Raw genomic sequence first — 12,552 nt, forward strand, 5'->3', positions numbered from 1 at the left:
CTTCTGTGATCGGTCGCGGTGGCGAGATCACCGGTGGCAGTGTGTCCCGGGCTTTTTCATCGCTGCCACCCGCGCCAGCGAGGCGTCGATCCCTTCCTGCTTGAGTTCGCCGGCGGCCACGGCCTGCTCCAGTCGGTCGAGTACCGCCGGCACCTCGTCGGTGGTGACCCACAGCGCGACGTCGACGCCGGCCGCCAAGCTGCGCAACACCGCCTCGGCGACGCCGTAGTGCTCGGTGATGGCGGCCATCGACGACAGGTCGTCGCTGAACACCACGCCGCTGAAAGCCGGGCCGTGGTAGTCGGTGCCGGTGCGCAACAGCGTGACCGCCGCCGGGCTCAGGCTGGCGGGGTCCTCGGTCAGGCCGGGCACCTCCAGGTGGCCCATCATGACCGCCACCGGCTCTTGGGTGACCAGGGTGCGATAGGGCACCAGGTCCTCGTCCTGCAGTTGCGCCAACGGCGGCGTGACCACCACCCCCGCGGTGTGCGAGTCGCCCGAGCCGTGACCGTGGCCGGGAAAGTGCTTGAGCACCGGCAGCAGCCCGGCATCGCGGAGCCCCTGGGCGTACGCGCCGGCGTACTCGGTGACCTTGGCCGGATCCGAACCGAACGAGCGGTCCCCGATCACGGTGTCGTCGTCGGTACCGGCATCCACCACGTCGACGACGGGCGCGAAGTCCACGGTGATACCCAGGTCGGCCATCTTGCGGCCCCGCTCGGCCGCCAGCTCCCGCACCTGCGTGGCGCTGCGGGTGGCGGCCAGCTCCTTCGCCGACGGCGAGGGCCCGATCAACTTCGACAGCCGCGACACCCGGCCGCCCTCCTCGTCGACGCTGACCGCCAGCGGCAGCAGCCCGTCGGTTCCGGCGATCTCCTTGAGCGAACCGTCAGTCAGGAGGGACAACTCGGTCCAGCTGCCGATGAAGATGCCGCCGACATGATGGTCGGTCACCACGGCCCGTGCGTCGGCCGCATCGCGGACCCCGACCATCACCAACTGCGCCAGCTTGTCGCGGATCGGCAACGCCGCCAGCTGCCCGCAGAGCGGAGCCACCGCTGCTCCGGAAGTCGTGGCACCGGGCGACTCCGCCTCCGATGCCGGTGCAGGCGTCTGGGTTCCATGCGAGCAGGAGGTCACCAGCGCCGGCAGCAGGGCGGCCGCCAGCAGCAGGCCGGGCAGTTGTCGAGTCAGCGGTCCAGGCATCGCACCATGCTGTCACGACCGGACGAACCGGGCCCATGCGGCGGTCCCAGCGTCACCTCTCCTTCGTCGAGCCTCGCTGAACCGCCGGGGCCCATGCGGCGGTCCCAGCGTCACCTCTCCTTCGTCGAGCCTCGCTGAACCGCCGGGACGCAGGACCCGCATGCTACGTTGGCGGTCGGGGTCCAGCGGGGGCAGTTCGATGGCGCCCCGAGTTCACCTCGCGGGATTGCGGAAGGAGCCAGACCATGCCTCGGTTCGTGGTGCCGGCAGCCATCAGCATCGTCGTCGGGGTGTTGCTCGGCGCGGCAGCGGTCTTCGGGGTCACCTTGATGGTGCAACAGGACACCAAGCCGCAGATCGCCGGAGGCGACCCGCAGTCATCGGTGTTGAACAGGGTGGAATACGGCAACCGCGGCTGACCTGCGGACGCCGCCAGCTTCCGGCCGTCCGCAGGCGGAGTCGCAAGGTGTAGGACGGTTGTCCAGGCGTTGGCTGTGGTTGGTCGCTGCGCTCGCGTTGGCCTGCAGCTTCATCCAGTCGCCCGGGCGGATCTCCCCCGACACCAAACTCGACCTGACCGCTGATCCGCTGCGGTTCCTGGCCCGCGCCGTCAACCTGTGGAGCAGCGAACTGCCGTTCGGCCAGGTGCAGAACCAGGCGTACGGCTACCTCTTTCCGCACGGCGCCTTCTTCCTGATCGGCGAGGTGGCGGGGCTGCCCGGCTGGGTCGTCCAACGACTGTGGTGGGCCCTGCTGCTCACGGTCGGATTCTGGGGCCTGCTGCGGGTTGCCGAGACGCTGCGGATCGGGACTCCGACCGCGCGGCTGATCGGCGCCGCGGCCTTCGCCCTCTCCCCGCGGGTGTTGACCACGCTGGGTTCGATCTCGTCGGAGACCCTGCCGATGATGCTGGCCCCGTGGGTGCTGCTGCCGGTCATCCGGGCGCTGGGCGCGCCGGGGACCGAACGCCCGGGGCGCCCGGTGCGCATGCTGGCCGGCCAGGCCGGGGTGGCGGTCGCCCTGATGGGCGCCGTCAACGCCGTCGCGACGCTGGCCGGCTGCCTCCCGGCAATCATCTGGTGGCTGTGTCATCGCCCGAACCGGCGCTGGTGGTCCTTCACCGGCTGGTGGTTGCTGGCATTGGCACTGGCCGTGACGTGGTGGGTGGTGGCCCTGGTGTTACTGGGCCGGGTCAGTCCGCCGTTCCTGGACTTCATCGAATCCGCCGGCGTGACCACCCGGTGGACGTCGCTGACCGAGATGTTGCGCGGCACCCACAGTTGGACACCGTTCGTGGCTCCGAACGCCACCGCCGGGGCACCCCTGGTCACCCGCCCGGTGATGATCCTGGGCACCTGTCTGGTGGCCGCCGGCGGGCTCGCCGGACTGACCGGCCTGCTGCGCCGGCGACTTCCCGGCGCCGGGCGGCTGGTGACGATGCTGCTGGTCGGGGTGACCCTGCTGGCGCTGGGCTATGCCGGCGGCCTGGGTTCGCCGCTGGCCCACCCGGTGCAGGCGTTCCTCGACGGCGCCGGCGCCCCGCTGCGCAACGTGCACAAGCTCGAGTCGGTGATCCGGATTCCGCTGGTGTTGGGGCTGACCTACCTGTTGTCCCGGATCCCGCTGCCGGGCAGCGCGCCGACGGCGGTGTGGCGGCGTGCCTACGTTCACCCCGAACACCACAAGGCCGCCGCGGTCGGCCTGGTGATCCTGACCGCGTTGATGGTCAGCACCTCGCTGGCCTGGACCGGCCGGCTCACCCCGCCGGGAACATTTTCCGCGCTGCCCCAGTATTGGCGCGACGCCGCGGCCTGGCTGGGCGAACACAACAACGGCGGGCCGACGCCGGGGCGGGTCCTGGTGGCTCCGGGCGCACCATTCGCCACCCAGACCTGGGGCAGCAGTCACGACGAACCATTGCAGGTGCTCGACGCCGGCCCCTGGGGGGTCCGGGACTCGATTCCGCTGACCCCGCCGCAGACCATCCGGGCGCTGGACTCGGTGCAGCGCCTGTTCGCCGCCGGCCGCCCCTCGGCCGGGCTGGCCGACACCCTTGCCCGGCAGGGCATCTCATATCTGGTGGTCCGTAACGACCTGGACCCTGACACCTCGCGGTCGGCGAGGCCGCTCTTGGTGCACCGCGCGGTCGACGGCTCACCCGGACTGCACCGGGTGGCACAGTTCGGCGAGCCGGTGGGATCGGGCACGGTGCCGGGATTCGTGTCCGACAGCGGCCTGCGCCCGGCCTATCCGGCGATCGAGATCTACCGCGTCGGCGATCCGGCGGACGACGCGAATCCGGGCGCGCCGTACCTGGCGGAGCTGGACCGGATGCCGCGGGTCGCCGGGGGCCCGGAGGTGCTGCTGCGGCTGGACGAACACCGCCGGTTGCGCGGCGAGCCGGTGTTGGGTCCGGTGCTGATGGCCGCTGACGCCCGCCGCGCCGACCTGGGTGCCCCCGGCCATGGTGGAGTCACCGTCACCGACACGCCGCTGGCTCGCGAGACCGACTACGGCCGGGTCGACGACCACTCGTCGACGATCCGGGCCGCCGGCGACACCCGCCACACCCACAGCCGGGTGCCGGACTATCCGACGCCCGGTGCCGCCACCGTCTTCGGCGGCTGGGTCGGCGGGCGGCTCACCGCGTCGAGCTCCTCCTCGGATGCCACCACCCTGCCCGACGTCGCACCGTCGACGTCGCCGGCCGCCGCCATCGACGGCGACCCGGGCACGGCCTGGGTGTCCAACGCGCTGCAGTCGGCGGTAGGTCAGTGGCTGCAGGTGGACTTCGACCACCCGCTGACCAACGGCACCATCACCGTGACGCCCAGCGCGACGGCCGTCGGCGCGCAGGTGCGGCGCATCCAGATCTCCACCGTCAACGGCACCACCACACTGCGGTTCGACCAGGCGGGCGAGCCGCTGATCGCCGCGCTGCCCTACGGCGAGACGCCCTGGGTGCGGATCACCGCGTCGGGCACCGACGACGGCTCAGCCGGCGTGCAGTTCGGGATCACCGACCTGTCGGTCACCCAGTACGACGCCTCCGGTTTCGCGCATCCGGTCGACCTGCGCCACACCGCGCTGGTCCCGGCTCCACCGGCGGGTGCGCAGGTTGCGCAGTGGGATCTGGGGGCCGGCCTGCCCGGCCGGACCGGGTGTGCGGCGGCATCCGACACGGTCCGCTGCGCGGCCTCGATGATGCTGGAGCCCGAGGAGCCCGCCACCTTCAGCCGCACCCTGAACGTGCCGCGGCCCATGTCGGTGACCCCGACCGTCTGGGTGCGGCCCCGCCAGGGCCCCCACCTGGTCGACCTGATCGCCGAGCCTGGCACCACGCGCGCCCACGGCGACGCCGATGTGCTCGACGTGCTCGGATCGGCCTACGCCGCCGCGGACGGCGATCCGCGCACCTCCTGGACGGCGTCGCAACGCGTGGTCGCCCACCGTTCTCCGCCGACACTGACCCTCACGCTGCCGCGGCCGGTCGAGGTAACCGGATTGCGGTTCGCCGCCAGCAGGTCCCCGCTGCCGGCACGGCCCAGGCTGGTGGCCGTCGATCTCGGTTCCGGTCCGCAGGTCCGGGAGCTGGGCGAGTCGGACGAACACCGGGTGCGGTTGCAGCCGCAGGTCACCGACACCGTCACGATCAGCTTGCTGGACTGGCAGGACGTGATCGACCGGACGGCGATCGGCTTCGACCAGCTCAAACCGCCCGGGCTGGCCGAGGTCGCTGTGCTCGGCGCCGACGGCCGTCCGGTGTCCCCCGCCGACGCCTCGCGCAACCGGTCTCGGCGGGTCAGTATCGGCTGCGGCCACGGCCCGATCATCGCGATCGCCGGCCGGTTCGTCCACACCTCGATCACCACCACTGTGGGGGCCCTGCTCGACGACGAACCGGTGCCGGCACGGCCCTGCGACACTCAGCCGATCGCCTTGCCGCCCGGCGAGCAGGAGTTGCTGATCAGCCCGGGATCGGCGTTCGTCGTCGACGGCGCGACGCTGTCCGGGCCGGCGGCCGCGCACGGCGTCGCAGGTTCGGTGACGACGCCCGCTGTGATCGGCAGCTGGGGTGCGGCCCGTCGGGAGGTGTCGGTCTCCGGCGCGGCGACGCCCCGGGTGCTGGTCGTCCCGGAGAGCATCAACGCCGGTTGGGTGGCGCGCACACCGGAGGGCACCCGGCTGGTCCCGGTCGCGGTCAACGGATGGCAGCAGGGCTGGGTGGTGCCCGCGGGCACCGACGGCACGATCACCTGTGTGTTCGCGCCCAACCGGATGTACCGCCTGGGGATGGCCGGTGGCCTGGCCCTGTTGCCGTTGCTGGCCCTGCTGGCCTGGTGGCCGGCGCGCCGGACCCACGATCCCGGTCCGCCGGCGCAGCCCTGGCAACCCGGTCGCCGGGTGGCGGTGCTCGGCGCGCTGGCGGTCGGCGCCCTGATCGCCGGGACCGCCGGAGCCGTTGTATTCGGGGCGGCGCTGCTCGTGTTGTTCGCGCTGCGGCATCGCCGGCGCGCCTTTGATGCGGCTCGACTCGGTTTGAGCGCCGGTGGCCTGATCCTGGCCGGTGCGGTGTTGTGCCGCCATCCGTGGCGGTCGGTGGACGGCTACGCCGGCAATTCCGCGGGAGTGCAGCTGGCGGCTTTGGTCTCGGTTGCGGTACTGGTGGCGGTGGCGGTGGTCGCAAGCCCGACGGAGTCGGGCGCAGCGGGCCACCGCGACTAACCCGGTGGTCGCAAACCCGACGGAGTCGGGCCCAGGGGAACTCTGGGGTGCCTGCTGCGAACCCCGGCCCGGCAGCGCCCCAATTACGGTGCGGCTTCGAGCTTCTCGATCTGAGTGTTGAACAGTTTCACCAGGGCCTCGGCATTGGCGGCATCGTCGGCCTCGTCCTGCTCGGTCCGCAGCCCGATTTCGTTGCTGGTCGCCACGACGAGCACGCCGCGGTAGTACCCGGAGATGGTGGAAGCGGTGATCGCGATCGGCAGCCGGATGGCGGCCTTACTGGAACTCGTGATCACCGTCGCGACCGCCCAGGGCGGCACTCCCTCGGCGTCCAGCGGGCTGAGCTGGATATCAGTGGTGACGCTCCGCCCGCCGCTCTCGAAGGTCTGCTTGAACGACTGGCATTTGTCCAGAACGGCCTTGAGATTCGGGCGGTCCGGCGTCAGAGCCAGGCGCACCCTCATCGAGTGCAGACCACCGGGTTGCAGCTGCGCCAAGGTGGCCGTCGCCGTCTGGGAGGCCGACTGGGGACTGGAGTAGAAGTCCGCGCATTCCGGTGGGTCGACGGTCAGGTTCGGCATCTCCGATGGGCTGTCGCCGGCGCTGTTCACCCCGCTGATCCATTTGCCGCCCGAGGAGTCCGGGAAGGATGCCCGGTCGACCAGCATCTCCGAGGTCAGCTCGGTGATGTCGGGTTTGCGCGACGGTTTCTCCTCGGCCGTGAGCCGGCCGCCGAAGCCCAGCACCAGTCCGACGACCACCACGACCGCCGCCGCGGCCGCGGCCAGCGAAAGCCACAACACCTTGCGTTGCCGGTGTCCGTGGTCGGGTGCCGGCATCGGCCACGGCGGCCCGTACGGCGGATAAGGCACCGGAGCTGCTGCGCCCTGACCGAAGTCGTCGACCCACAGTTGCCAGCCGGGAGGCGGGGGCGGCCACGTCGGATCCGGCGCCCAGTCGGCATCCGGCGCCCAGCCGGGCGGCGCAGGCGGCCAGTTGGGCGGGGGGTTGAAACGCATCCGTTGACTCCCGTATCGATGTCTGAGGCTGGTTCGTCGCGAGCCTACGCGGTCCGATGGTGGCAGGCTGGACCTGCACACGTCATACCGCAGCGCCCGAAGGAGACCCCGCGTGCCAGCAATCGCCACCACCAACCCGGCTACCGGGGAGACGGTCAAGACGTTCACCGCAGCCACCGAAGCAGAGATCGACGCCGCGATCGGCCGCGCCGCAGCCCGCTTCGTCGAGTACCGTCGCACCGATTTCGCCCAGCGTGCCCGTTGGACGCACGCGGCCGCCGACCTGCTGGAGGCCGAGGCCGACGAAGTCGCCGCGATGATGACGCTGGAGATGGGCAAGACCTTGACCTCGGCCAAGGCCGAAGCGCTCAAATGCGTCAAGGGCTTCCGGTTCTACGCCGACCACAGCGCAGCACTACTGGCCGATGAGCCCGCCGACGCCGCGACGGTGAACGCGTCGAGGGCGTATGCGCGCTACCAGCCGCTCGGGGTGGTGCTGGCCGTGATGCCGTGGAACTTCCCGCTCTGGCAAGCGGTGCGGTTCGCCGCGCCGGCCCTGATGGCCGGTAACGTCGGCCTGCTCAAACACGCCTCCAATGTGCCGCAGACCGCGCTGTACCTCTCGGACCTGTTGTCCCGCGCGGGCTTTCCCGATGGCTGCTTCCAGACCCTGCTGATCGGATCGGGCGCCGTCGAGCGGGTGCTGCGCGACCCGAGGGTGGTGGCGGCGACCCTGACCGGCAGTGAACCGGCCGGGCGGTCGGTCGCGGCCATCGCCGGCGACGAGGTCAAACACACCGTGCTGGAACTGGGCGGCAGCGACCCGTTCATCGTGATGCCGTCGGCCGACCTGGAGGCCGCGGTGCGCACCGCGGTCACCGCCCGGGTACAGAACAACGGTCAATCATGTATCGCCGCAAAGCGGTTCATCGTCCACGCCGACATCTACGACGACTTCGTCGCCAAGTTCACGGAGCAGATGTCGGCGCTGCGGGTCGGCGATCCCACCGACCCGGACACCGACGTCGGGCCGCTGGCCACCGAGCAGGGCCGCGACGAGGTCGAGCAGCAGGTCGACAACGCGGCCGCAGCCGGGGCGGTGATCCGATGCGGCGGAAAGCGACTGGACCGCCCGGGCTGGTTCTATCCGCCCACCGTGGTCACCGACATCACCCGCGACATGCCGCTGTTCACCGAAGAGGTGTTCGGGCCGGTGGCGTCGGTGTACCGGGCCGCCGGCATCGACGAGGCCATCGAGATCGCCAACGCCAGCCCGTTCGGCCTGGGATCGAATGCCTGGACCCGCGACGAGAACGAGATCAGCCGATTCGCCGACGAGATCGAGGCGGGCCAGGTCTTCATCAACGGGATGACCGTGTCGTATCCGGAGTTGCCGTTCGGCGGCATCAAGCGGTCGGGCTACGGCCGGGAACTGTCCGGCCACGGCATTCGCGAGTTCTGCAACCTCAAGACCGTGTGGGTCGCCTGAGGCCCGGCACCGGGTTCAGGCCGAGGCCGTGGCCAACAGCTTGCTGTCCTCATCGGCGAACGTGTCTTCCAGTTGCACCGGGCTGTAGTCCACGTCGATCTCGCTGACGGGCCGGCCGCGGGCGCTGCTGATCGTGCCGAACCGCCGCATCCCCTTGTCCATGGCGTAGTTGAACACCACGTCGGGGGACAGGCCGAATGGGGTGTCGCCACCGTAGATCGCGTCTCCCTCGGCGGTGTAGCTGCCCAGTAGCGGCATGAGTTCGTTCATCCGGGCTTCGAAGACCGCCCAGTTGGCGTCGTCCGCGGCGACGTGACGCCGGCAGGTGAACGTGCCCCAGGCCATGTGGCGTCGTTCGTCGTCGGCGATGTGCCCGACCAGGGCCTGCATGCCGGGCAGGATGCCGCGCTGCACGCAGATCGTGTGCCAGGCGTAGTAGCCGGTCAGCGCCAGCGTGCCCTCGACGAAGTGGTTGTAGGTCACCGCCGCCCGCACCTGCGCAGCCGGTGACGGATCGGCCGCCAGGGTGCCGAGCGATTCGGGCAGCTCCTCGTTGAATATCCGCCGATAGGTCGGCAGGGGCTCGAGGAAGCTGTCCAGCTGCTCGGTGATGCCGACGGCGTCGAGCCACATCCGGAACACCTGGGTGTGCTTGGCCTCCTCGAAAGCGAACTGGGTCAAATACATCTCGTCACCGAGCCGGCCCTCGGCACGCATCGCCGCCATGAACGGCTGAATGTCCTGGGTCACCGATTCCTCACCGGCGATGAACTGCGCGCACAGCCGGGTGGCGTAGTCGCGTTCCCGGTCGGTCAGCGCGTCCCAGTCCGCCCGGTCACGGGAGAAGTCGATGTCGGCGGGGTTCCAGAACTTCGCGTTGCCCCCTGCGAAGAGCTTGAGCGGCAAACTATCCCAGTTCAGTCCGCCTGCGGCCAGGGAGTCGAAGTGGGTACGGGTCATGGAACTGCCTCCTCCGATGGATGCCGATGGCGAGTCGTCTCGCCACCGAATGCCGTGGCCAGCACGGCTACCAGCCGGCGCACCGCCAGGGCCGGTTGTTCCGGGGTGGGCTCATCGAGTCCGAGGATGGGATCGATGCCGCGCAGGTAGGGGGCCAGCGCCAGATGCGGGAAGATCAGCAGCAGTAGCGACAGCAGCGCCTCGGTGTCGGCGTCGGTGCGCAGGTCGCCGCGGTCCCGCGCCTGCCGCACCAGTGGGCGCAGCACCTCCAGGTAGTGACGGTGGATGACGGTCCGCACGCTGATCCGGGCGTCGGAGTCGACTTCCAGGCTGGCCGCGGCATGCAGCGCCCGCTCCCGCGGGTGGTCGGCGAAGTAGGCGACCCACACGTCGAGCAGGTCGGTGAGGAACTCGAAGAACGGCCGGTCGGAGTCGAGTTCGACGATCTGTCGCTCCATGTAGGAACGGACCCGCTGACCGGCGGTGTCGGCCACGAACGCATACAGGTCCGCCTTGTCGGCGAAGTACTGGAACAGACTGCCCTTGGCGACCTTGGCGCGCCGGGCGATGACGTTCAGGCTGCCGTGCGAAAAACCGCGTGCGCTGAATTCCGCCTCGGCGGCCTCCAGGACCGCAGCCCGGCGCGCCGGGTCGACACGTCCCCACGTCACCGTCGGCATCGCACCACCTCACTGGAATGACCACTGGTCACTCTAGTGTGAGTCCGGTCACGTTTCAATACCCATTCGGCGCCGGGATCGGCCGCCCCGGACGCACCCGACCCGGCCGTCCCGGCCCGCGCTACCCGGCGAGCTTGGCGGCGACGCCCACCACCCTGGTCGCCAGGTGATCGAGTGCTGCCAGGGTGGTCTCGGTCAGCTCGTTCTGGTTGTCCGGACCGGTGACGTGCCCGACGCCGTAGGGGTTGCCGTCACCGAACTTGATCGGGTCGGTGTAGCCCGGCGGCACCAGGATCCCGCCGAAGTGCATCAGGGAGACATACAGATTCAGCAGCGTGGCCTCCTGCCCACCGTGAACGGTCTGGCTTGAGGTGAAGCCGGCATAGACCTTGTCGGCGAGTTCGCCCTTGGCCCACAGCCCGCCCAGCCCGTCGAGGAAGGCACGGAATTGCGCTGAGGGAGAACCGAATCGGGTGGGCGAACCGAAAATGACGGCGTCCGCCCAGACGATGTCGTCACCGGTGGCCGCGGGCAGATCCTTGGTCGCTTCGTAGTTCGCGGTCCACGCCGGGTTCTGGGCGAACGTGGCCGGGTCCCGCGTCTCCTCGATGTGCCGCAGGCGCACCTCGGCGCCCGCGGCTTCGCCCGCCCGGGCTACCCGCTGCGCCATCGCCGTGCCGTGTCCGGTGGCCGAGTAGTAGATAACCGCCAACTTCGTCATTTTCACTGCTCCTTCTGTTAAGCGCCTGCAAGCAGGCGGTGTATCTCATCGAGTTCCGCGGTGACCGTATTGCCACGGCCGGGTCCGCAGATCGCTAAAAGCCGGGCGAAGTCGCTGGCCGCCTTGGCAATCCGCTTCGACAGCCCCTGCACTCCGAAGTCTGAGGTGGCGGCGTACACACCGGTCGGCGACACCAGCGCGTGCAGATAGCAGAACAGCGGACGCAGGGCGTGGTCGAGCACCAGCGAGTGCCGCTCGGTTCCGCCGGTCGCCGCGATCAGCACCGGCGTGTCATTCAATGTCCGCTCGGGCAGCACGTCGAAGAACGACTTGAACAATCCGCTGAACGTCGCATTGAACGTCGGCGTCACCGCGATCAACCCGTCGCAGTCGGCAACCTTCTCGAACGCCTGCTCCAACTCCGGTGCGGCGAACCCGGTGACCATGGCGTCGGTGATCGCCCGGGCCAGCCGGCGCAGCTCGACCACCTCGGTGACGACGTCGATGCCGGCCCGGCCGAGCTCTGCGCGTACCGCCTCGTCGAGCCGGTCGGCCAGCAGCCGGGTGGACGACGGCTCGCGCAGTCCACCGCTCACCACTACCAGCCTCATGACGCCTTCTCGATCTCGGGCCGGCTCGCGGCCTCGACCAGCGCCCGGTGCGTCGGCGCGCCGGGCACATGCGCGGGCCGGCCGATGGCGAACTCCCTGCGCAGCACCGGGACGACGTGCTCACCCAGCAGGTCGAGCTGCTCGAGCACCGTCTTCAACGGCAGGCCCGCGTGGTCGACCAGGAAGAGCTGGCGCTGGTAATCGCCGACGTAGTCCCGGAAGCTCAGGGTCTTGTCGATGACCTGTTGCGGCGAGCCGACCGTCAGCGGGGTCTGGGCGCTGAACTCCTCCAGGCTAGGGCCGTGGCCGTAGACCGGGGCGTTGTCGAAGTAGGGCCGGAACTCATTCACCGCGTCCTGACTGTTGGGCCTGATGAACACCTGACCGCCCAACCCCACGATCGCCTGGTCGGCGCCGCCGTGGCCGTAGTGCTCGAAGCGCTGACGGTAGAACGCCACCATCCGTTTGGTGTGCGACGGTGGCCAGAAGATGTGGTTGGCGAAGAAGCCGTCGCCGAAGTGCCCGGCTAGTTCGGCGATCTCCGGACTGCGGATCGAGCCGTGCCAGACGAACGGGGGGACCCCGTCCAGTGGTCGCGGCGCCAGCGTGAACCCGTGCAGCGGGGTTCGGTACTCGCCGCTCCAGTCGACGACTTCCTCCCGCCACAGCCGGCGAAGCAGCTGGTAGTTCTCCACCGTCAGGGGCAGGGCTGCCCTGATGTCCTTGCCGAACCACGGGTACACCGGGCCGGTGTTGCCGCGCCCCAACATCAGGTCCACCCGGCCGTCGGCGAGGTGCTGCAGCACGCTGTAGTCCTCGGCGATCTTCACCGGGTCGTTGGTGGTGATCAGCGTGGTGGCGGTGGTCAGCTGGATGCGCTCGGTCTGCGCCGCGATGTAGCCCAGCAGGGTGGTCGGCGACGACGGCACGAACGGCGGGTTGTGGTGCTCGCCGGTGGCGAAGACGTCCAGGCCGACCTCCTCGGCCTTCTTGGCGATCGCCACGGTCGCCTGGATCCGCTCGGCTTCGGTCGGCGCTCGGCCGGTGGTCGGGTCGACGGTGACATCGCCGACGGTGAAGATGCCGAACTGCATACCGGTACTCGACACGACTGCCTCCTTGCTTCGGGTTCGCCACGCTA

At 70.1% G+C, this 12,552-nt stretch carries 10 protein-coding genes; 3 read left to right on the forward strand and 7 right to left on the reverse strand.

Translation table 11 applies throughout. From position 1 onward, the window contains the following. Window positions 1-27 precede the first annotated feature (27 nt). Window positions 28-1,206, reverse strand: coding sequence for a glycoside hydrolase family 3 N-terminal domain-containing protein (locus G6N23_RS19115; RefSeq protein WP_085260622.1), 1,179 nt, complete (start codon window positions 1,204-1,206; stop codon window positions 28-30). Window positions 1,207-1,451: 245 nt separating this feature from the next. Here G6N23_RS19115 and G6N23_RS19120 point away from each other — a divergent pair, with 245 nt between their 5' ends. Both G6N23_RS19120 and G6N23_RS19125 read left to right on the forward strand, forming a co-directional pair. Next, window positions 1,452-1,625 carry a DUF2613 domain-containing protein gene (locus G6N23_RS19120; RefSeq protein ID WP_013827163.1) on the forward strand — a complete coding sequence of 58 codons (174 nt, stop codon included), beginning with the start codon at window positions 1,452-1,454 and terminating at the stop codon, window positions 1,623-1,625. 58 nt (window positions 1,626-1,683) lie between these two features. After that, the gene (locus G6N23_RS19125) at window positions 1,684-5,931 is read left to right on the forward strand and encodes an alpha-(1->3)-arabinofuranosyltransferase (RefSeq protein WP_085260621.1); all 4,248 of its coding nucleotides are present in this window, start codon (window positions 1,684-1,686) and stop codon (window positions 5,929-5,931) included. Between the two features lie 83 nt (window positions 5,932-6,014). Here the strand turns inward: G6N23_RS19125 and G6N23_RS19130 are convergent, their stop codons facing one another. Beyond that, a complete protein-coding gene (locus tag G6N23_RS19130; protein ID WP_085260620.1) occupies window positions 6,015-6,950 on the reverse strand; it encodes a hypothetical protein in 936 nt (311 codons plus the stop codon). A 112-nt stretch (window positions 6,951-7,062) separates the two neighbouring features. On the opposite strand from G6N23_RS19130, the gene G6N23_RS19135 reads away from it, so the two are divergent. Further along, window positions 7,063-8,439 carry an NADP-dependent succinic semialdehyde dehydrogenase gene (locus tag G6N23_RS19135; RefSeq protein WP_085260619.1) on the forward strand — a complete coding sequence of 459 codons (1,377 nt, stop codon included), beginning with the start codon at window positions 7,063-7,065 and terminating at the stop codon, window positions 8,437-8,439. Between the two features lie 15 nt (window positions 8,440-8,454). Here the strand turns inward: G6N23_RS19135 and G6N23_RS19140 are convergent, their stop codons facing one another. The 5 genes from G6N23_RS19140 to G6N23_RS19160 form a co-directional block, all read right to left on the reverse strand. Then, window positions 8,455-9,399, reverse strand: coding sequence for a R2-like ligand-binding oxidase (locus G6N23_RS19140; protein ID WP_085260618.1), 945 nt, complete (start codon window positions 9,397-9,399; stop codon window positions 8,455-8,457). Further along, entirely contained in the window at window positions 9,396-10,079 is a 684-nt protein-coding gene (locus G6N23_RS19145) for a TetR/AcrR family transcriptional regulator (RefSeq protein ID WP_085260617.1), read from the reverse strand. Before G6N23_RS19145 ends, G6N23_RS19140 begins: the two co-directional genes overlap by 4 nt. 121 nt (window positions 10,080-10,200) lie before the next feature. Further along, entirely contained in the window at window positions 10,201-10,800 is a 600-nt protein-coding gene (wrbA, locus tag G6N23_RS19150; protein WP_085260616.1) for an NAD(P)H:quinone oxidoreductase, read from the reverse strand. A 17-nt stretch (window positions 10,801-10,817) separates the two neighbouring features. Further along, window positions 10,818-11,411, reverse strand: coding sequence for an FMN reductase (locus G6N23_RS19155; RefSeq protein ID WP_085260615.1), 594 nt, complete (start codon window positions 11,409-11,411; stop codon window positions 10,818-10,820). Then, the gene (locus G6N23_RS19160) at window positions 11,408-12,505 is read right to left on the reverse strand and encodes an LLM class flavin-dependent oxidoreductase (protein WP_085260614.1); all 1,098 of its coding nucleotides are present in this window, start codon (window positions 12,503-12,505) and stop codon (window positions 11,408-11,410) included. Before G6N23_RS19160 ends, G6N23_RS19155 begins: the two co-directional genes overlap by 4 nt. Window positions 12,506-12,552 lie beyond the last annotated feature (47 nt).

This window comes from Mycolicibacter terrae (assembly GCF_010727125.1).
In the GTDB taxonomy this organism is placed as follows: domain Bacteria; phylum Actinomycetota; class Actinomycetes; order Mycobacteriales; family Mycobacteriaceae; genus Mycobacterium; species Mycobacterium terrae.